This window comes from Halomonas sp. A3H3 (assembly GCF_000982975.1).
GTDB lineage: Bacteria > Pseudomonadota > Gammaproteobacteria > Pseudomonadales > Halomonadaceae > Vreelandella > Vreelandella titanicae.
In genome coordinates this window covers 3,731,608-3,750,926 of sequence record NZ_HG423343.1, presented here as the reverse complement: position 1 = coordinate 3,750,926, position 19,319 = coordinate 3,731,608, and the positions used below count along the sequence as shown (strand labels likewise).

At 53.4% G+C, this 19,319-nt stretch carries 21 protein-coding genes and 1 tRNA gene; 3 read left to right on the top strand and 19 right to left on the bottom strand.

The features are described 5' to 3' along the window. Positions 1-42 precede the first annotated feature (42 nt). The 9 genes from HALA3H3_RS26260 to hemH all read right to left on the bottom strand — a co-directional run bounded on the left by HALA3H3_RS26260 (position 43) and on the right by hemH (position 7,590). Entirely contained in the window at positions 43-177 is a 135-nt protein-coding gene (locus tag HALA3H3_RS26260; RefSeq protein ID WP_082116922.1) for a DUF2256 domain-containing protein, read from the bottom strand. 224 nt (positions 178-401) lie between these two features. Continuing rightward, positions 402-806, bottom strand: coding sequence for a monovalent cation/H(+) antiporter subunit G (mnhG, locus tag HALA3H3_RS16810; protein WP_007113321.1), 405 nt, complete (start codon positions 804-806; stop codon positions 402-404). Then, positions 799-1,068: a monovalent cation/H+ antiporter complex subunit F gene (locus tag HALA3H3_RS16805; RefSeq protein WP_022522735.1), complete on the bottom strand. Its 270-nt coding sequence runs from the start codon at positions 1,066-1,068 to the stop codon at positions 799-801. The genes mnhG and HALA3H3_RS16805 overlap by 8 nt, the downstream gene beginning before the upstream one ends. After that, entirely contained in the window at positions 1,068-1,541 is a 474-nt protein-coding gene (locus HALA3H3_RS16800) for a Na+/H+ antiporter subunit E (RefSeq protein ID WP_022522734.1), read from the bottom strand. Before HALA3H3_RS16800 ends, HALA3H3_RS16805 begins: the two co-directional genes overlap by 1 nt. Beyond that, entirely contained in the window at positions 1,538-3,142 is a 1,605-nt protein-coding gene (locus HALA3H3_RS16795; protein WP_022522733.1) for a Na+/H+ antiporter subunit D, read from the bottom strand. Before HALA3H3_RS16795 ends, HALA3H3_RS16800 begins: the two co-directional genes overlap by 4 nt. Then, a complete protein-coding gene (locus HALA3H3_RS16790; protein WP_022522732.1) occupies positions 3,139-3,486 on the bottom strand; it encodes a Na+/H+ antiporter subunit C in 348 nt (115 codons plus the stop codon). The genes HALA3H3_RS16795 and HALA3H3_RS16790 overlap by 4 nt, the downstream gene beginning before the upstream one ends. An 18-nt stretch (positions 3,487-3,504) precedes the next feature. Continuing rightward, positions 3,505-3,936, bottom strand: coding sequence for a Na+/H+ antiporter subunit B (locus tag HALA3H3_RS16785; protein WP_022522731.1), 432 nt, complete (start codon positions 3,934-3,936; stop codon positions 3,505-3,507). Beyond that, entirely contained in the window at positions 3,929-6,268 is a 2,340-nt protein-coding gene (locus HALA3H3_RS16780) for a putative monovalent cation/H+ antiporter subunit A (protein WP_027960148.1), read from the bottom strand. Before HALA3H3_RS16780 ends, HALA3H3_RS16785 begins: the two co-directional genes overlap by 8 nt. Before the next feature lie 230 nt (positions 6,269-6,498). Further along, positions 6,499-7,590: a ferrochelatase gene (gene hemH / locus HALA3H3_RS16775; protein ID WP_022522729.1), complete on the bottom strand. Its 1,092-nt coding sequence runs from the start codon at positions 7,588-7,590 to the stop codon at positions 6,499-6,501. Between the two features lie 130 nt (positions 7,591-7,720). On the opposite strand from hemH, the gene HALA3H3_RS16770 reads away from it, so the two are divergent. Next, on the top strand, positions 7,721-9,310 hold the full coding sequence (locus HALA3H3_RS16770) for a cryptochrome/photolyase family protein (RefSeq protein ID WP_022522728.1): 1,590 nt from the start codon (positions 7,721-7,723) through the stop codon (positions 9,308-9,310). After that, positions 9,307-9,705, top strand: a complete 399-nt coding sequence (locus tag HALA3H3_RS16765) for a thiol-disulfide oxidoreductase DCC family protein (RefSeq protein WP_022522727.1) — start codon at positions 9,307-9,309, stop codon at positions 9,703-9,705. Before HALA3H3_RS16770 ends, HALA3H3_RS16765 begins: the two co-directional genes overlap by 4 nt. A gap of 15 nt (positions 9,706-9,720) precedes the next feature. On the opposite strand, the gene HALA3H3_RS16760 is transcribed toward HALA3H3_RS16765, so the two are convergent. From HALA3H3_RS16760 to rnr, 9 genes are all read right to left on the bottom strand, one after another. Beyond that, positions 9,721-10,023 (bottom strand): DUF6482 family protein, encoded by a 303-nt coding sequence (locus tag HALA3H3_RS16760; protein WP_022522726.1) that lies wholly within the window; start codon positions 10,021-10,023, stop codon positions 9,721-9,723. Positions 10,024-10,220: 197 nt separating this feature from the next. Further along, positions 10,221-10,514 carry a hypothetical protein gene (locus HALA3H3_RS16755; protein WP_022522725.1) on the bottom strand — a complete coding sequence of 98 codons (294 nt, stop codon included), beginning with the start codon at positions 10,512-10,514 and terminating at the stop codon, positions 10,221-10,223. Positions 10,515-10,621: 107 nt separating this feature from the next. Continuing rightward, entirely contained in the window at positions 10,622-12,010 is a 1,389-nt protein-coding gene (gene dnaB / locus HALA3H3_RS16750; RefSeq protein ID WP_009287667.1) for a replicative DNA helicase, read from the bottom strand. A 276-nt stretch (positions 12,011-12,286) separates the two neighbouring features. Beyond that, on the bottom strand, positions 12,287-12,733 hold the full coding sequence (rplI, locus tag HALA3H3_RS16745; RefSeq protein ID WP_022522724.1) for a 50S ribosomal protein L9: 447 nt from the start codon (positions 12,731-12,733) through the stop codon (positions 12,287-12,289). 15 nt (positions 12,734-12,748) lie between these two features. Continuing rightward, a complete protein-coding gene (locus HALA3H3_RS16740; RefSeq protein ID WP_022522723.1) occupies positions 12,749-13,600 on the bottom strand; it encodes a hypothetical protein in 852 nt (283 codons plus the stop codon). A gap of 12 nt (positions 13,601-13,612) precedes the next feature. Next, complete coding sequence (gene rpsR, locus HALA3H3_RS16735) at positions 13,613-13,840, bottom strand: 30S ribosomal protein S18 (RefSeq protein ID WP_008958980.1); 228 nt, start codon at positions 13,838-13,840, stop codon at positions 13,613-13,615. Between the two features lie 33 nt (positions 13,841-13,873). Continuing rightward, on the bottom strand, positions 13,874-14,251 hold the full coding sequence (gene rpsF / locus HALA3H3_RS16730) for a 30S ribosomal protein S6 (protein ID WP_007113338.1): 378 nt from the start codon (positions 14,249-14,251) through the stop codon (positions 13,874-13,876). A gap of 219 nt (positions 14,252-14,470) precedes the next feature. Beyond that, positions 14,471-15,256: a 23S rRNA (guanosine(2251)-2'-O)-methyltransferase RlmB gene (rlmB, locus tag HALA3H3_RS16725; protein WP_009287665.1), complete on the bottom strand. Its 786-nt coding sequence runs from the start codon at positions 15,254-15,256 to the stop codon at positions 14,471-14,473. Between the two features lie 2 nt (positions 15,257-15,258). Continuing rightward, positions 15,259-17,676, bottom strand: coding sequence for a ribonuclease R (gene rnr, locus HALA3H3_RS16720; RefSeq protein ID WP_022522722.1), 2,418 nt, complete (start codon positions 17,674-17,676; stop codon positions 15,259-15,261). A gap of 249 nt (positions 17,677-17,925) precedes the next feature. On the opposite strand from rnr, the gene HALA3H3_RS16715 reads away from it, so the two are divergent. Then, a tRNA-Leu gene (locus HALA3H3_RS16715) sits at positions 17,926-18,012 on the top strand. A 230-nt stretch (positions 18,013-18,242) separates the two neighbouring features. On the opposite strand, the gene HALA3H3_RS16710 is transcribed toward HALA3H3_RS16715, so the two are convergent. Further along, a partial coding sequence (locus tag HALA3H3_RS16710; RefSeq protein ID WP_158414248.1) for a DUF4214 domain-containing protein occupies positions 18,243-19,319 on the bottom strand: 1,077 nt, incomplete at its 5' end.

Genomic DNA, 19,319 nt, shown 5'->3' with positions numbered 1-19,319 from the left:
ATTCCTGCCCAGAACTTGGTGCTATCACCGTGGCTTGCTTGGCTACTTGGCACTACGACGGCACCGCTCGCTGCAGTAGCGCACCTCGTTCCAGCAGCACGCCCATTTTTTCCGCCAGAGAAACGGTCGCTGGCATTGAGCACAGTCTTTTTGCGGTAGGTGTTGTTTGCGTCGCATGGTCACGTTTAATCACATTTCTACGGGGCATGGGGTAAAACATGAACACATTATCTTATACAGTACAATTATTGTACATGAATTTTATTGTACATTATTTGCTAAGGGCGAACTAATTACTCGCGTCTTAATACACCCCATATCCAGACGCAAAAAAACCACCCGAAGGTGGCTTAGCAGCGGTTATTCAATGGCTACTACGCTGTGGTTTGCTCTAGTCAAGCCTAGTCAGGGTCAGTCTCGCGAGGTTGGCGCTTGGCGTTCTCCTGGGTTTCCAGGCCGCTTTTAAGCTCATGGGTTAAGGGATCATAGTTCGGGCGCAACTCATCCTTTACGGTACCGCTCCACAGCTTCGAGCCAACAAAGTACCCGGCACGGCCAATCACGTGGGCCGCCACGGGGGCGGTCATCAGGATAAACACGATGATGGCAAATGAGCGGGCCACGATCCCCACTTCAGCAAAGTGCATGGCCGCTGCCAACATAATTAAGATAACGCCTAACGCCGCGGCCTTGGTAGTGGCATGCATGCGGGTTAACAAATCGGGCAACCGCAGCAATCCGACTGAGGCAAGCAGTATAAATAGTGCACCACCAATGATTAACGCGCCCTTTATGAAATCAATCATCCCTTGGGCCTCCCCTTTCCAAAAAGCGCGCAAACGCAATTGCCGCTAAGAACCCCATTAATGCGATCACAATGGCGGCATCCAGAAAGCTAGCCACGTCAGACTTGATGGCATAAACCCCGACCAATCCCACCACGGTGGTAGAAAAAAGCTCTAACGCCACCACCCGATCAGGCAAACTCGGCCCGCGCACTACACGCACAAAAGTAAAGATAAGCGCCAGGCTCATGATGACTTGGCTTATTAAAATGACGGTATCCATTAGCGAAATAGCTCCAAAGCCCGGTGCTCCATCTCTTTTAAGTTGCGCCGTAGCTCCTCTTCATTGTCTAAAAACATCGCGTGGATATACAAGACTTTACGGTCATCTGATACATCCAGGCTCAACGTTCCTGGTGTCAATGAAATCAGATTGGCTACCAGAGTAATTTCCATTTCGGTACGCGCGGAAAGCGGCATCGCAATGACCCCAGGCTTCATATGCCAAGGGGGGGTGACAATATCAAAAGCGACACGCAAGTTGGCTTGAACAAGTTCTTTTAGAAAAAAACCAATAAAGCCGATAAAACGCGGTACTCGCGCAGGATAGCCTTTTAGGGAATCAAGCTGAGGTTCGATGAGTATCAGCGTAATGTAGCCAAATATTAGCCCGACAAGGAGGTTTAAGCCGCTAAAATCACCGCTTAACAGTACCCAAGCAAGGCCTAGCAGTAGGTTCCAAATGGCTCCGGTCATCGCGCTGTCTCCCCGGCGTCCGCCTCAGGTTGATCTTCTGCCGCCCCCGTTGGCTGCAGCAGAACATCGTCTGCACTGGCTGAAGCACCCAATACGGCTTCGATGTACCCCGAAGGTTCAAACAGTTGATCACCAATACCCATCATCACCCACATAATAGGTTCTGCAAGCACACCAATGAGCAGAGAAAATAACGCCAACACCATAACGGGCGAATACATCATCCACAGGCTAGGCTTTAACAGACGACCGTCGTCACCAGTTGGCGTGGCAGTCGCAGGCACGTCGTTATCTTCGGGTAACGACTTCCAAAACACTTCATTCCAAATTTTCACCATGGAATAAAGCGTCATCAATCCCACCGCCAGTGCAATGCCGGTCACCACATAGGCTTCAATTTCCAGGCCTGCACGCACAATTACAAATTTGGCAAAAAAGCCTGACAGCGGCGGTATCCCCGCCAGCGAGAAGGCAGAAAGAAAGAACGCCACGGCAAGCCAAGGGCGATCTCGGTACAGCCCGCCCATTTTTTTAAGCTGGTAGGTTCCCTGCAAACGGTGGGTGATACCACTGATCAAGAAGAGATTGGTCTTCACCACCATGTTATGCACGATGGCAAACACGCCACCGGCGATCGCCAAAGGTGTGTAAAGAGCTAAGCCTAAGATCATATAGCCAATCTGGCTGACGATATGAAACGACAAGATTCGCCTAAACTCATGCTGGGCGGCGGCACCGAGCACGCCTGTTACCATGGTGAAGGCAGCACCCCAGAGCATAATCTCCTGGAGATAGCCCATGGTTTGATCGAACATCAGGGTGAAGACACGGAACATCGCATACACCCCCACCTTGGTGAGCAACCCGGCAAACAGCGCCGAAACAGCGACAGGCGGGGTGTGATACGAGGCTGGCAGCCAGAAAAATAGCGGAAAGGCGGCGGCTTTGATGCCGAAGGCCACCATAAACATGACCGCAAGCACTTCCACCATACCGGTGTGCTCTGCCTCATCCATGCGCAACGCAATGTCGGCCATGTTGAGTGTACCCACCATGCCATAGAGTAGCCCCACCGCGGTCAGGAAGATGACCGATGCCAACAGGTTCAAGGTGACGTACTTAATCGCCCCTTCCATCTGCGCGCGTTCTCCCCCCAGAATCAGCAGCGCAAAAGAGGCCACCAGCATTACCTCAAACCATACATAGAGGTTAAAGATATCGCCGGTTAAGAAGGCCCCCATCACCCCGGCGAGCAGCAGGTGCATTAACGGATAGTAGCCAAATTTTTCGTGGCCGCGGCCAGTGGTGGCCAGCGAGTAAACACCCATTGCCAAACCGATAAGAGCGGTCATTAACACCATCACCGCACTTAACAGATCGGCTATTAAGGTAATCCCGAAGGGAGCTGGCCAGCTACCCATTTGCATGGTGACATAGCCATCTGACAACGTAGATACAAACAGCCACAGGCTAACCATGAGTAGCGCAACATTACCTGCCACCGCCAAAAAGCGCTGCATGGGGCGCGCGCGCCAAAACAACAAGGAAACTGCCCCGGTTAGCAGGGGCAAGAGGACGGGAAGAGCAACTTCAGGCCTCACGTATCAGTATCCTTCATCTTATCGAGATCATCAGCCTTAACGACTTCGTAGGCGCGTCGAATCAATACCACGGCAAAGGCAAGCACCCCAAAGGCAATCACAATGGCCGTCAGCACAACCGCTTGGGGTAAGGGGTCGGCTACCCCGCTGGGCGGCAGCATCATCCCCTCAGGGATAAGCGGAGGTGCTCCACGGGTCATGCCCGCCGTGGTAAAAATCAGTAAATTGGCGGCATTAGAGAGCAGCATCAGACCAATCACCAGTTTGACGATAGAACGACGCAACATCATAAAAATAGCCGTCGCATACAGCAGGCCAATCGCCACTGCCATTAATGGTTCCATGCTGTGCCTCCTGTTAACTCAAGGTTCATCCTTGTCGACCTCCATAAGCGTCATCACCATGCCGGTGACCGAACCCAGCACAGCAAAATAGACGCCTACATCGAAAATCAGCGGCGTGGAAGCTTTAAAGTCGATAACCGGGATAGTCCACCACTGGGCTGTCAGAAATGGCTGCCCCATAAACCAGGCAGGCACTACCGAGATCATTCCCAGCAATAGCCCAACCCCAATCAGGTCTCGGGGGTCGACCATGCGCAGCACTTCTTTGGTGGCACTTACACCAAAGGCAAACAGGTACAGCGTAAACGCCCCTGCCGCTACCAAGCCGGCAATAAATCCTCCGCCCGGCTCGTCATGCCCTCGCAGCAATAGGAAAATAGAAAACATCAGTTGCAGCGGCATTAAAAACCGTGCGGCGGTATTAAGAATAATCGTGCCTGACTTAACCATCGTAAGGCTCCTTGGCAGCTACTTTACTGCTGTCGGTGGTTTTGGTGTTATTGCGTAGCTTTAACATGGCGATCACGCCGATGGCGGCAAGCGCTAACACGAACATCTCACCTAAGGTATCCAGGGCACGGTAGTCGACCAAAATGACGTTAACGATGTTGCGGCCATACGCCAAAGGCGCGCTGTTCTCAATCATGTAGGTCGAAATGGGCTCAAACTGTTGAATGCTCCAGGAGGTCATAATCAGTAGGCAGATCAAGATACCCACCATAGCGGCCACCACGCCGTCGCGTATGCGCTCCAAGCTGGTGGAAAGATTCGAGAAGCGTGGCAGGCGAAACAGCACCAGTACCAGCAAAATAACCGTTAAGGTCTCTACCAGCAGTTGGGTAATCGCTAAATCTGGCGCACTGAACAGAACAAAAATCAATGCAATGGAAAAACCCATGATGCCCACGGAAACCACTGCCCCCAGCCGCGATCGAGAAATGGTCGCAAACAGTGCCCCCATCACCATAGTGCCAGCCACGACTACCTCGTGAAAACGCACATCCAGGTCAACGGCAAACACAGGCGAATGGCGTAATAGAATTGAATTACCGATCAGTGCAATAAGCGTCGCTAACATCACTAAAATGTAGTTACGCATATAGCCGTTTTGGAGCAGCCGAGTTTGCCACTCTGAGAAGTGCACAATGCCATTCATCATGCTTTCATACCCAGCCTCGGGGCCATGGCGCATCACCGGTGCCAATACAGAGAGCTTGCCACGCACGCTGTCCCAACGCCTAAACAGCAAAAAGCCTAAACCAAGGCTAACGATCGACATTATCAACGCGACGTTAATGCCATACCAAAGCGACAGCGCCACTTCTACTGTTTGCCCGGATATAGCAGTGGCGGTTGCCGTTAACAACGCATCAGCACCCAGCACAGCGGGCATCAAGCCTAACAGTAGCGACCCTAGTGCGAGCAACGCGGGCCCAAGCAGCATACCAGGCGGGGCTTCATGTGGTTCAAGCGGGGTTTGGTGACGCTTACCGTAAAAAGGACGTAGCGCCACAATGAAAGCAACGGCGATAGTTAAAATAGATGCCAGAAAGGCGAACAGCACCAGTAGTGTTCGGAAGCTATCGGCACCGAGAACTGATTCAAGCATCAGTTCTTTACCGATAAAACCGAGTAGCGGCGGCACACCGGCAAGCGAAAGCGCAGCCACCAACGCAATGGTGGCAGTCAGCGGCATCACTGAGCGTAACCCGCCCATCTGGGTGACATCTTTCGTGCCGGTCTCATGATCGAGAATACCGGCGACCATAAACAGCGCCCCTTTATACAGCGAGTGCGCGAGCAGGAAGGTAACAAACGCGGTCATCGCGTACTCGGTGCCGATGCCCAATAGCATCGTCAGCGTGCCCAGCGCCATAATGGTCGAGTAAGCGAGCAGCTTTTTGATATTGGTGTGATGAATCGCTAAAAACGCACCCACCAGCATAGTGGTTGCGCCGACCACGGAAAGAACGCCAACCCACATCGCAGTGCCACCCAGCTCCGGGTGTAAGCGCGCCAGCAGATAAATACCCGCTTTCACCATGGTGGCCGAGTGCAGGTAAGCCGAAACCGGAGTCGGCGCGGCCATGGCGTTGGGTAACCAAAAGTGAAACGGAAACTGCGCCGATTTGGTGAAGGCACCCAGTAGCAAACAGATCAGCATAGGCGTGTAGAGTGCATGTTCACGCAGGTCAGCCTCCTGATCGAGAATCTCCGCCAGCGACCAGCTACCGCTGGCAATCCCTAGCAGCACCAGCCCAGCCATTAATGCTAACCCACCCGCCACGGTAACGAATAAGCCCTGCCGCGCTGATTTACGTGCATTGATATCAGCGTGGTTAAAACCAATCAGCAAATAGGAGGTAATGCTGGTCAATTCCCAAAAAACGAATAGCGTTAATAGGCCGTCAGCTAGTACCAGCCCCAGCATCGACACCATGAAGGCGACCAAGGCGATGTGAAATCGGGCAAGATCAGGGTGATCTTTAAGGTAGCCGCCGGCATATACCAGCACGCAGGCCCCCATAACGGTAATCAATAACCCAAAGAGTAACGATAGACCGTCCAACAGGAAGGTAAGGCTGATTCCCAGAGAAGGCACCCACTGCCACTCTAAAAGCAGGCTACCGTTCTCAATGACCTCAGGGGCTTGAAGTGCCAACCACGCCGCCAATCCGGCAGGAAATAGAGCCAATACTAGGCTGGCACGCTGGCCGAACCAGTGGTTTAACATTGGCGATAGCGCCGCCAGTACGAACCCCATTAAAACGGCAAATTGTATCAAGCGAAACCTCCTGAAAAACGAAAGGCTCACCACCAAGACAGCCGCTAGCGGTTAGACACCTTACCTTGCCAATAATATGCCAGCGTTGAATAATAGTGATTCTAAAGTTGTACACCATATAACAGGCAGTTTTGACTGACCAGTCAAACGCTTAAACGCAAACAGCCGCACAGCGATTAATTTCGCAGGGCGGCTGCTATTAGCTTTCAGTTATGACGAGTAGCTAGCTAAACGCTAGGGTTTGGGGCCGATAGCCATCCTGCTAATTCATTGTTGATGACTGCTAACAGTGCCTCAATATGGTCATCGCGATCATTCAGGCAAGGTATATAGCTGAACGTTTCGCCACCCGCTTCCATAAAGCTATCGCGAATCTCCTCTTCGATCTCTTCCAAGGTTTCAACACAGTCGGAAGAGAAGGCAGGCGACATAATCGCAATGTGCTTATGCCCCTGCTCGGCGAGTTCTGCCACATGCTTAACGGTTTGTGGGCCGACCCATTTTTCAGGGCCAAACTGCGACTGGAAAGCGGTATCCACTTCCTCTTTGCTAAAACCAAGCTTCTCACGGAGCAGGCGCGTCGTTTTCTGGCACTGACAGTGGTAAGGATCACCCTCCATCAGGTAGCGCTCGGGAACGCCATGGTAGCTGGCCACCAGCTTGGTCGGCCGGGTCGAGAAACCGTCGTAGGCTTCTTGTACCGAGTTGGCCAACGCCTGAACGTAGGCAGGATGTTCAAAATAAGCGGGCACCGTACGTATATAAGGCTGCCACTTCATCTTCATCAGGGTGCGAAACGCCTGATCATTCGCCGTCGCCGTGGTGGGCGAACCGTACTGAGGGTATAGCGGAAAAAACACGATTCGCTCGCAGCCCTTCTCTTTTAATCGCGTCAGCACGCTTTCCGTCGAGGGATTACCGTAGCGCATGCAGAAATCGACCTCGACATCGTCACCATAAAGCGCCTTTAACCGTGCGGTCATCTTCTCGGTCTGGGCGCGCGTCGTTGTTAGCAGCGGGCTTTCGTTTTTCTCGTTATTCCAGATTCCCCGGTAGGCCTTGCCCGATGAGAACGGACGCTTGGTCAAAATAATCAGCTGTAGCAACGGCTGCCATTTCCAACCGGCATAGTCGACCACACGCTTATCAGAAAGAAACTCATTAAGGTAACGACGCATTGACCAGTAGTCGGTGGCATCCGGGGTTCCCAGGTTTGCCAGCACAACACCCACCTTGGCGCGCGCTACCGGCGGATGCTCGCTGGGTGCATGGGCCAAGCGGCCCTCGCCCGGCTGATCCTTGACGACATTCTCGGTCATTACTCATGCTCCTGAAAAATAACGATGGTGCTCAGTACATCTATCAATTAATTAAATCTTATCACTTTTCGGCAAAGTGGCGGCATAAAGTTATACTATCGGCATTATTTGTATAACTACAGGCCAACTTATGTCCAAGCCTTTGCTTTTAGTGCTCGGCGACCAGCTCTCGTTTTCACTCACAACGCTGCAAGACGCGCCCGCCAATGCCGTGGTTGCCCTGTGCGAAGTTACCGAGGAAGCGCGCTATGTTCCCCATCATATCCATAAAATTGGCCTCTTTTTGGCTGCCATGCGTCACTTTGCCCAGGCACTGCGCGAAAAAGGCTTTCAAGTGCACTACAGCGCGCTGGATGATGCAGATAACTGCCACTCCCTTATTGAAGAAGCTGAACGCATCGCACAACAGTATGGCTGCGATGAGATACGCGTTGCCCGACCTGGCGAATGGCGGCTTTGGGAGAAGATGCAGCAGCGCGAAAACGCAACGATTCCGTGGCGACTTCTTGAGGACGAGCGCTTTTTCACTACACCCGATGACTTTAGCCAATGGGCAAGCGGCCGCAAACAGCTACGCCTTGAGTACTTTTACCGGGAACAGCGCAAGCGCACCGGGTACTTGATGGAGGGCGACGAACCCGTTGGCGGCAAATGGAATTTTGACCACGACAATCGCCAGCCTATCAAAGCCGCACTGGATTTCCCTGAGCTACCTCAACATCGCCAGGATGCGATCACCCAAGAAGCGCTAAACGATGCCAAGCGCCATTTTGGCGACCATATGGGGTCTCTGGATAATTTCAACCTGCCAGTCACTCGTCGACAAGCGCTGGTGGATTTACACCATTTTATAGACCATGGATTGGCTGATTTTGGCCGCTATCAAGATGCAATCAGTGACTCTGCACCTTATTTGTATCACTCGCGCCTCTCAGCTGCGATGAACATCGGCCTGCTGTCGCCCCATGAAGTCTGCGAAGCCGCCGAGCAGCGCTACTATGACGGAGATGTGCCGATCAACGCCGTCGAAGGGTTTATCCGCCAGATACTTGGCTGGCGCGAGTACGTGCGAGGGCTCTACTGGACACAGATGCCTAGCTACAAAAGCGCTAATCAATTAGGTTTTGAGCGCGATCTGCCCGCGTTTTACTGGGACGCGGATACCGATATGCGCTGCCTACAGCGCGCTATTCAGATGACCATCGACAATAGCTACGCCCACCATATTCAACGACTGATGGTGACAGGCAATTTCGCCTTACTATGCGGAGTTAAACCTGAGGCGCTATGCGACTGGTACTTGGCGGTTTATGCCGATGCCAGTGAGTGGGTAGAGTTGCCTAATACGCTGGGGATGGTGCTCCATGCCGACGGCGGCTTAATGGGCTCGAAGCCCTACTGTGCGTCGGGCAAGTATATCGACAAAATGTCCGACCATTGTCAGCACTGCCGTTACTCACCCAAGCAGGTCACGGGGCCAAAAGCCTGCCCTTTCAACAGCCTTTACTGGCACTTTCTCGAAACCAACGCTGAGCGCCTGAGTAAGAACCCTCGTATGAAGCTGATTTACGGCTCCCTCAACCGCATGGCCGATGAGAAGCGCGAGGCTATCCGCCAACAGGCTGAGCACTTTTTGGATCAATTGGAAACATCGCCTGACTACGGGCAGCCCTACCACACAGCAGGTTATTCGGCCAATACCAACCAGGAGTCACCATGAGCCGCTACACGCCACTACATGCTGCACCGCCAGTTATGCTATTTCACGATGGTCACTGCCCCTTTTGCCAACAGGAAGTCGCGTGGCTGGAAAAGCATCGCCATCGGGAACACATCGCGCTGGTAGATATCCAGGCACGTGATTTTAACGCTCAGGCGTATGGGCAGGACTTTAACGCCATGATGGGCCAGTTGCACCTGCGTGATAGCCAAGGGAAATGGTATATCGGCATGGATGCCAGCCGTGCCCTCTATGCAGTGTTGGGCTATCGGCGGCTGGTGAGGTTTTCGTGCTTTCCGGGAGTACACGGCATAATGAATGCCGGCTACCGGTTTTTTGCCCGTCGCCGAATTCGGCTTGGGCAGTGGTGGGAAAAGCGTCAGACTAAACGTTGATGGGTGTGAACAGCGTTAAAAAACAAGCGGCATACGCGATGTGAGCGGCTCACTATAGTGCGCATCGCGGCCTATCACTTCATCGTGGGGCACATGCTGTACCAGGTAAGCGCGATGAATCCCGGCGCGCTTGAGATCCATATAGGCATCATCCAGCGAGCGAAACAGCATTGGCTTGGTACGCTGCGTCAGCATATGGCGCTCGCCTTCAACGTCTTCCAGCTCAATCTGATAAAAACGGCTGCCCGAATGGGTAATCACGCGAATTTCAAAATTGTCGTGATTGGCGACAAACTGCTTAAGATCCTTAAGTTCCATGGTTCCCTCCTATTATTTGGCTATTTCATACGTTATGCCAGACGGCATGTCATCAGGGCACAGCATGACTGCGCCCCATGACACTTCTATTGCCCTGTCATTGCAATGTAATGACAATAAGCAATAACTAGACATTAATAGCTAGGAGGTCAATATCGCAAGAGAGTTCCTGACCGGCAGGTCAAGATATCAATCGATCATTGATATTCAGAGGGGTCGATCGCTTTGCCAAGCGAATTGCGGTCAATCCAGTTGCCGCCTTTAGTCTCTTTGTAGCGGAACACGACCTTATCTCCCACCGTCACAGGCAGCTCACCATCTTCAGTCTGGTAACTATACTTCTCGCCTGCGACCACTAAATGGTAGCGATAAAGATCCGGCATACCTAGCCACTCTTTAAAAGGGCCTTCGCGCTCTATCGCCTCTAGCTCACCGCGACCTTCTAACTTAGGAAGACGCTGCCGGTTACCGCGCCGAAATCCACCTGCCATTTGCTGCTCCCGTTTTTACATATCGTGGGTGAGGCATTATACGAACTCGCCCCCCATCCTCAAGCTACTTATCACTAGCCTGTCATCACAAACCAGTCATCATTAACTTAGTCGCCGAACGCTTGGCCGTAACTATCCGGGGCCAAATCCTCAAAGCGGGTATATTTGCCGATAAAGGCCATATGCACCGTGCCAATAGGACCATTACGCTGCTTACCGATAATTAACTCAGCAATCCCCTGATTGTCGGGATTATCTGGATTATAGACCTCATCGCGATAAACGAAGGCAATGACGTCGGCATCCTGCTCGATCGCACCAGATTCCCTCAGATCCGACATAACCGGGCGTTTGTTGGGGCGCTGCTCCAAGGAGCGGTTCAACTGAGAAAGAGCTACCACAGGGCAGTTAAACTCTTTCGCCAACCCCTTCAAGGAGCGCGAAATCTCGGAAATCTCACCGGTGCGGTTTTCGCTAAAGCCAGGGATCTGCATCAACTGAAGATAATCGATCATGACCAGTGCGATATTGCCATGTTCACGCACCACACGGCGCAACCTTGAGCGCATTTCGTTAGGCGACAAGGCCGCGGTGTCGTCGATAAACAGCTGTTTGTCTTTGAGCAGATTAACCGCTGAGGTTAAACGCGGCCAATCCTCGTCCTCCAGTTGCCCGGTACGCACACGGGTTTGATCGATTCGGCCCAGGGAAGACAGCATCCTCAGCATGAGCGACTCTGCGGGCATCTCCATGGAGAACACCATGACTGGCTTGTCGCTGGAAATCACCGCATGTTCAACCAGGTTCATAGCGAAGGTCGTTTTACCCATCGAGGGTCGACCGGCGATGACCACCATATCGGATGGCTGCAACCCGGTGGTCATTTCATCCAGATCACGAAAACCAGTGGAAAGCCCGGTCATTTCACCTTTCAGATTAAACAGCTCATCAATACGATCCACCGCCTTGGTCAATAGATCGCTCATGCCAATGGGGCCGCCCGTTTTGGGGCGCTCCTCGGCAATCTGGAACACTAACCGCTCGGCTTCGTTAAGCAATTCATCAGCCGGGCGCCCCTGGGGAGTAAAGGCACTATCGGCAATTTGATTAGCCGCACGGATCAGCTTGCGCAGCGTTGCCCGCTCACGCACGATATCAGCATAGGCGCGAATATTACTGGCAGAGGGCGTGTTACGAGCAAGCTCTGCCAAAAACGCCAGGCCGCCTACGGTATCCAAGTGATCACGCGCTTCCAGCGCTTCAGAAAGCGTCACCACATCCAGCGGCTGACCGGCTTCAGCCAGATGAATCATCACGTTGAACACCAAACGGTGCTCATAGCGGTAGAAGTCATCAGCGACCAACCGCTCTGAAACGTTATCCCAGGCCTGGTTGTCTAGCATGAGCCCGCCTAGTACCGACTGCTCCGCCTCTAATGAATGCGGCGGCAGTTTTAGCGCTGCCGTTTCTGTATCAGCAGAAGGCTGGTCCTGCATAGCGAGCTCCTTTAAACACTACTGCGTAGCCGGTGAAGATGCTTATCTTAGCCGCATGCGGTGCGACTACCAACATGATCAAGGCGTTGTCTTAAAATACCCAGCGGGAGATGGGCTGGATAGTTTTGGCAACGCCCAAAAAATAGCGAATATCCAGAACTAGCGGATACCCGGAAAAACAAAAGGCGCGGGAGAAACCCCGCGCCTTTTGAGGCAGCTGTATTAGCTGCCGTTAGTAACGACTTTACGTCGTTACTAACTTAACTACTCGCTCAATTACTCTGCAACTACCACTACGCGTACAACGGCATCCACTTCAGCGTGCAAGTGAAGAGTGATGTCGTATTCGCCAGTTTGACGAATTGGGCCATTTGGCATGCGGACTTCGCTTTTGGCAATATCGATGCCAGCAGAGGAAATCGCGTCGGCCAGGTCACGCGGACCAATAGAACCAAACAGCTTGCCTTCATCGCCTGCTTTGGAAACCAAAGACAGTTCGATGTCGTTTAGCTGCTCAGCGCGCGCTTCGGCTTCTGCCTTACGCTCAGCGGCTTGCGCTTCGAGCTCAGCACGCTGTGCTTCAAACGCTTCGATGTTGTCTTTGGTGGCCGGTACGGCTAAGCCGTAAGGCACCAAGTAGTTACGACCATAACCAGGCTTCACGGTGACCTTGTCACCCAGGCCGCCCAGCTTACCAATGTTGTCGAGCAGAATGACTTCCATCTCGTAAACCTCTTGTCAGTTGCTGCGGGCAAGGCGTGCGCGAACGTTCGCGAATGTATCAATCAGCCCCAACAGCAGCACAATGAGAATCGTGGGCCAGGTCGTGATCAGTAGCACATAAAATGCTACCAGCCACAGCCCGTTCATCCCCTTTATTCCAATAAACCCGTGCACTAACGCAACGCCAGCTACCAACAGCGGAATCCAACCAAGCATCGCCAGCGCATGAGCGCCTAGCAGCATACCTATCACCCCAATGACGACCAGCACGGCTAGCTCTTTAGGGGTCAAGCGCAGTGCGTGAAACTCTTCGCGAAAGCCACCTGGGTTGTACAACCCAGCTTGCCAACTCCGCGCAAGTGCCAAGCACACTATGGCTGCCAACAGCACCACAAGCCCGGTTACTCCACCCACCACCAGTGCGGCAATGGTTTGAGTATCGTAGCCTTGATTGACAAATTCCGTGAGCATGCGATCCACTTCTTCTGAACCTTCTCGCAACTGCTCAAGCATTAGCTCAGTGCCACCTGGCGGACTGAAGATACCGAGTTGAACCATGACGGCGGCGACCAACGTCCCCACAATCAAGGTTTCCCCCCAACGCATCCTCTCGCGCAGGATAACGGCCATCAGCGTAACCAGCAGTAAGCTGGCAAGCGGAATCACATCACCCTGAGCCCACCACCAACCGGCTGGTAGTGCTGCGGCGATGATGACCGGTAGCGCAGGGGCAAAACCTCTGCGCAGCGTCATCAACGCAGCGATGGCTGCTCCTAACCAGAACAGCCAAGGCACTAGCGTTGCCAAGGCCGCCCCGCCTGCAGCGTAAGGCGTGCCCCGCATTAGCCATCGGGCTAGTGCCAGCATCACGTTAAACGCTTACTGGTGGCTATCGGAGTAGGGCAGCAGTGCCAGATAACGCGAACGCTTGATAGCGGTCGCCAACTGACGCTGATAGCGTGCTTTGGTGCCGGTAATACGGCTTGGAACGATCTTGCCGGTTTCGGTGATGTAAGCCTTCAGCGTGTCCAGATCTTTGTAATCGATCTGCTTGATGCCTTCAGCGGTGAAGCGGCAAAACTTACGGCGACGGAAAAAACGTGCCATGGACTAGCTCCTTAAAACGTGCAGTGAATAAAATCAGGCAGTTTCTTCTTCTTCAGCGCGCGGTTTTTCTTCGCGACGCGGACGTTTTTCTTCTGCCGGTTTCATCATCGGGGAAGCTTCAGTAACAGCTTCTTTGCAGCGAACAACCAGGCTGCGGATAATGGCGTCGTTGTAACGGAAGATGTTCTCGATCTCGTCGAGAGTCTCGCCGCTACATTCAACGTTCATCAGCACGTAGTGGGCTTTGTGGATCTTGTTGATTGGGTAAGCCAAGTGACGACGGCCCCAATCTTCTAGACGATGCACAGTGCCGCTGTTTTCGGTAACGATGCTGGTGTAGCGCTCGACCATTGCCGGCACCTGCTCGCTTTGATCCGGGTGGACCATAAACACGATTTCGTAATGACGCATGGGATCTCCTTGCGGTTTGACAGCTTCCTTTGTGTGCCATTGCTTAACGCAATAAACGACGACAGGGAAGCAAGGAGTTAACTGAAGTGCTCCGCCACCGCGCTAGGCGGCCACAGGGGCATCAAACAGAACTTTTCATTTCAGCAAAAGCTAATACTTCAACGACAGCTAACACCCGCTTGCAGACAAACGGGCGCGTGTATCTTAGTAGCACGGCGGTTAACTTGCAAGCTGGCGCTGACGGACAGCCTCGAACAGGCAAATACCAGTAGCCACCGAGACATTAAGGCTAGAGACCTCCCCCGCCATGGGAAGCTTGGCAAGATTATCGCAGGCTTCGCGAGTCAAGCGCCGCATGCCCTTGCCTTCCGCCCCCATCACCAGCGCGGTGGGGCCGGTCATATCAATGTCAAAAACGCTGGCCTCAGCTTCACCAGCCGTACCGGTTATCCAGACACCGGCATCTTTTAGCTTGGCCAGGGTGCGAGCCAAGTTAGTCACTTGATAAACCGGCACCACTTCGGCGGCGCCACAAGCGACTTTACGCACCGTTGCATTGAGCGGAGCGGCTTTATCTTTCGCCACAATCACGCCGTGGGCACCGGCGGCATCCGCGCTACGCAGGCAGGCACCAAAGTTATGCACATCCGTCACGCCATCCAAAATCAGCAACAGCGGTGGTGTATTCGAGGGCCAGGCGCGTAGCTTAAGCCAGAGCGACTCTTCACCTTCAGGAGTTAACGGCGGACAAAACGCCACCACTCCCTGATGAGCCGCCCCCTGGGTTAGCTGATCAAGCAAATCCCGGGGCTGCTCTTTTACTCGAGCACCATGCGCCTGGGCCTGGGTAATCAGCTCTTTTAAGCGGCTCCCTGCCCCCTGCTGCACCCAAAGCTCTCGGGGCGCTTCGCCTCTGTCTAACAAGCTTTGCAATGCATGAACGCCATATACCTGATCCAAACCATCAGGGGTCTTGGGGCCCCGCCGTGAAGACGCCGACTTCATACTCAGCCCTTATTCGGTGATGGTTTGCGTGGGCCATTTCGCGTACGGCGTGGGCCGCGACGCGTAGCAGGCTTCTCGCTATTGGATGGTTTGTTACCAGATGCCTTAGCACCACCACCTTTAGCACCAGCGCCCCCTTCCCCACCGCGGCTCTTACGCGGCTGGCGGCGTGGGCGCGGCTTTTCATCACCCAGCCCAAAGTCAATCTTACGATCGTCCATATCGACACGCGCCACTTGGACGGTAAGACCATCACCCAAACGGTAGGTCGTGCCGGTGCGCTCACCTTTAAGACGGTGCTTCTCAGCTTCGTAGTGGTAATAATCCGAAGGCAGCGACGTCACGTGAACCAAGCCTTCCACGAAGAACTCATCCAGACGCACAAACAGACCAAACTGAGTGACCGACGCGATGGTACCTTCGAACATCTCGCCAAGCTTGTCAGACATAAACTCACACTTCAGCCAACTCTCTACATCACGGGTGGCTTCATCGGCGCGGCGTTCAGTCATTGAGCAGTGTTCACCCAGTTCAAGCATCTGCTCGAAGGTATACGGACACCACTTGCTGGGCGGCTCAACCGGCGCACCCTCCACGCGCAACACCGTGTTGGTCTGGCGCGGACCGCGGATCACCGAACGAATAGCACGGTGTACCAGCAGATCGGGATAGCGGCGAATCGGCGAAGTAAAATGAGCGTAAGCTTGATAAGCTAGGCCAAAGTGACCTTCATTCTGTGGCGAATAGACCGCCTGATTCATCGAACGCAGCATGACTGTTTGGATGATATCGAAGTCAGGGCGATCAGCAATCGCCTCACGCAGCGCCTGATAATCCTGTGGCGTCGGCATATCACCACCGCCAACAGAAAGCCCCAGCTCGTTTAAGAAGAGGCGCAGCTTGTCTAGGCGTTCTGGCGTTGGCCGCTCATGAATTCGGTAGAGCGCAGGCAAATCATGTTTATCCAGAAAGCGAGCAGTCGCCACGTTGGCGGCCAGCATGCACTCTTCAATAAGCTTATGAGCATTGTTACGGCTACGTGGAACGATTTTTTCGATTTTGCGCTCGTCGTTGAAGATGATCGCCGTTTCAGTAGTATCAAAATCAATTGCGCCACGCTCAACACGCGCTTCTCGTAACAAATAGTAAAGCTCTTCCAGATTTTTCAGCGGCTTAACAAGCTCGCTGTGTTCTGCCCGAAGCGCTTCACCCTCCTCGCTCTCCTCATCAAGAATGGCGGCCACCTTGTTATAGGTCAGGCGAGCATGGGAGTTCATCACAGCTTCGTAGAAGCGGTAGCGGCTAATCGCGCCGGTTTGCGAGATATTCATCTCGCAAACCATGACCAAGCGATCCACATGAGGGTTAAGCGAACAGAGCCCGTTGGAGAGCAGCTCCGGCAGCATGGGCACCACTTGACCGGGGAAATAAACCGAGTTGCCCCGAGTCCGCGCCTCATCGTCAAGAGCCGTACCGGGGCGTACATAGTGGGAAACATCCGCGATGGCGACGAGCAGCTTCCAACTGCCGGATTTGGTTTTCCAGGCACACACGGCGTCATCAAAGTCTTTGGCAGACTCATCGTCGATGGTAACCAGCGGTACATCACGCAAATCAACGCGGTGTTGCTTATCCCCTTCTAACACTTCTGCCGAAATACCGGCGGTCTGATCAAGCACTTCAGGCGGGAATTCTGCAGGAATATCGTAACTGCGAATCGCAATATCAATTTCCATACCGGGGTCCATACGCTCACCCAGCACTTCGATCACTTCACCCACCGGCTGTACACGGGTGGCCGGCTGCTGAACGATTTTGGCCGAGATCACCTGGCCATCTTTAGCACCACCGCAGGCACTATGAGGAATAATCACCTCCTGAGTAATCCGCGGATTTTCCGGTATCAGAATGCCAAACTCAGGAGTATTACTACGGTAAACGCCGACGATAGTTTGCGTGTTGCGTGCAATCACATCGGCAATGGTCGCCTCATCACGACCACGGCGATCGCGGCCGCTAATGCGCGCCAGCACGTGGTCACCGTGAAAAACGCGGCGCATTTGGCGCGGGGGCAATACCAGATCTGGCTTTTTGCCATCATCGCGCAGCAGAAAACCAAAGCCGTCTCGGTGCCCCAGCACCTTGCCTTTGACCAGATCGAGCTTGTCGATCAGCGCATAGGCGCCACGACGGTCACGCAGCACCTGACCGTCGCGTTCCATCGCCGCCAAGCGGCGCCTGACGGCTTCTATAAGCTCTTCGTCTTCCAGCCCCAGCATGCGGCTCATATTTTCGTGAGTGATCGGCTTGCCATAGCTTTCTAAGGCTGCAAGCAAATACTCCCTGCTTGGTGCTGGGTTGCCATATTTATGCGCCTCGCGCTCGGCGTGCGGATCATCACTTAACGTCCAATACTTCATGCGATCAACATCCTTGATGGCGTCATTTGCGAGAGGCATAAAAAAGGCGCAAACGCGTTGCGTTGCGGGCTGGATATTTCAACGCTTGATAGGCTGAAATGAATAGGGTTTTGTTTAGTCATAGGCGCAGTATAGCGCTGCACGTTCAATCACCCAACCGTCTTAGACGTTGTTTATACAATTTGCGTTATAAAAAGCACGTTAGGGGTCTTGCATTTAACCATCACCCCGGTATTATACGCGCCACTTGCCCAGATGGCGGAATTGGTAGACGCGCTAGCTTCAGGTGCTAGTGTCTGTATGGACGTGGAGGTTCAAGTCCTCTCCTGGGCACCATGACTTACATGGGCCAGTCCGCATCATTGTTGATTAGTCACCTCGTTTTCATTCCTCTCTCGATCTTTAATTTAAAGACTTTCCTTAACACTGTTACTAGAAGCCCCCGGTAAATAATCATTACCGAGGCCTTTTTTATTGGCCTAAACTTGGCATGTAGCTCGCGCGCTCAATAACCGAGCTGAGCGCACCGCCAACAAGGGGCAGTGCACTCAGTCTATCCACGGTATTTAGGCAAACAAATAGGTTTCCAGGTCGGTTTCAACGCCTACCAAGCTACTCCTAATCGCCTCCTCGATGTAATCGCCTACCTCTGAACGACTTCGCTGCTGGTGCTCGTCGGATTCGGTAAACGCCAGCACCATATCGGTCAGACTTGCGTCACCGCTTTCGATTATCGCTTGCCAGTACTGTTCACCTTCAGCATCTGGCGCGCGGTCGAGTACCCGGGCATAAAGCGTATCGATTAGCCCTTCCTCATCGGTTAGTAAACCTTCACTTTCCAGCAGACGTTCCGCTAGTGCTTCTGGAGACTGACCATCCTCTAGCCATCCACTAAACGCTGTTTCATCAGGCACTTCGCCCACAAGGCCAGTGTGAAGTCGCACTAACGGCTCCGCAAAACCCAACTCATCACCAAAACCGAGCGACAGCATATCCATCTGCTCAAGGTTCACCCCCCAGGTCAGCAACTTTGTGGCCGTTACAAAAGGTGCACTGGTGTCGATATACTCATCAGAATTGACAAACGACAGTGCAATATCAGCTCGCTTGACGTTGTCACTTTGCAGGTTGTCCAACCAGTATTCACGGCCGCTTTCATCCGCGGCACGCCCCAGTACGGATTGATACAAGGTATCCACAAAAGCCGCGTCATCACTGCCCATGGTTTGCACCACAGTGCCGACCTCTTCCGCTGACATAAATGCCCGCTCGATATCGTTCAAACTACTGCCCGCATTGAACTGCGACACCCAATACTCAAGGCCTTCCCGGTCAGCAGCACGATCTAGGATGCCGGTGTACAGCCGGATGATGGGATTGAGCGATTCATTAAGCTCAGGGTAACGCTTAAATGAATCCTCCTCACTTAGTGCTTCCGTTAGCTCGCCGGTCCACTCCCAGCCTTTTTCAGTTAGCACATCTACAAAGCTGGCCAGCGCAGTTGGTATGGGAGTTGGCTGTGGTGCTGGTTGAGGCTCAGGGGCCGGTTCGGGCGTAGGCTCTGGCTGAGGCTCGACCGGTTGTGGGACAGGCACGGGCTGCGGCTGCGGCTGCGGCTGCGGCTGCGGCTGCGGCTGCGGCTG

Coding starts and splice junctions, on each gene's coding strand:
- HALA3H3_RS26260 (WP_082116922.1), bottom strand. CDS start 177: ATGCGACGCAAACAACACCTACCGCAAAAAGACTGTGCTCAATGCCAG.
- mnhG (WP_007113321.1), bottom strand. CDS start 806: ATGATTGATTTCATAAAGGGCGCGTTAATCATTGGTGGTGCACTATTT.
- HALA3H3_RS16805 (WP_022522735.1), bottom strand. CDS start 1,068: ATGGATACCGTCATTTTAATAAGCCAAGTCATCATGAGCCTGGCGCTT.
- HALA3H3_RS16800 (WP_022522734.1), bottom strand. CDS start 1,541: ATGACCGGAGCCATTTGGAACCTACTGCTAGGCCTTGCTTGGGTACTG.
- HALA3H3_RS16790 (WP_022522732.1), bottom strand. CDS start 3,486: ATGGAACCATTAATGGCAGTGGCGATTGGCCTGCTGTATGCGACGGCT.
- HALA3H3_RS16785 (WP_022522731.1), bottom strand. CDS start 3,936: ATGGTTAAGTCAGGCACGATTATTCTTAATACCGCCGCACGGTTTTTA.
- hemH (WP_022522729.1), bottom strand. CDS start 7,590: ATGACCGAGAATGTCGTCAAGGATCAGCCGGGCGAGGGCCGCTTGGCC.
- HALA3H3_RS16770 (WP_022522728.1), top strand. CDS start 7,721: ATGTCCAAGCCTTTGCTTTTAGTGCTCGGCGACCAGCTCTCGTTTTCA.
- HALA3H3_RS16765 (WP_022522727.1), top strand. CDS start 9,307: ATGAGCCGCTACACGCCACTACATGCTGCACCGCCAGTTATGCTATTT.
- HALA3H3_RS16760 (WP_022522726.1), bottom strand. CDS start 10,023: ATGGAACTTAAGGATCTTAAGCAGTTTGTCGCCAATCACGACAATTTT.
- HALA3H3_RS16755 (WP_022522725.1), bottom strand. CDS start 10,514: ATGGCAGGTGGATTTCGGCGCGGTAACCGGCAGCGTCTTCCTAAGTTA.
- dnaB (WP_009287667.1), bottom strand. CDS start 12,010: ATGCAGGACCAGCCTTCTGCTGATACAGAAACGGCAGCGCTAAAACTG.
- rplI (WP_022522724.1), bottom strand. CDS start 12,733: ATGGAAGTCATTCTGCTCGACAACATTGGTAAGCTGGGCGGCCTGGGT.
- HALA3H3_RS16740 (WP_022522723.1), bottom strand. CDS start 13,600: ATGCTGGCACTAGCCCGATGGCTAATGCGGGGCACGCCTTACGCTGCA.
- rpsR (WP_008958980.1), bottom strand. CDS start 13,840: ATGGCACGTTTTTTCCGTCGCCGTAAGTTTTGCCGCTTCACCGCTGAA.
- rpsF (WP_007113338.1), bottom strand. CDS start 14,251: ATGCGTCATTACGAAATCGTGTTTATGGTCCACCCGGATCAAAGCGAG.
- rlmB (WP_009287665.1), bottom strand. CDS start 15,256: ATGAAGTCGGCGTCTTCACGGCGGGGCCCCAAGACCCCTGATGGTTTG.
- rnr (WP_022522722.1), bottom strand. CDS start 17,676: ATGAAGTATTGGACGTTAAGTGATGATCCGCACGCCGAGCGCGAGGCG.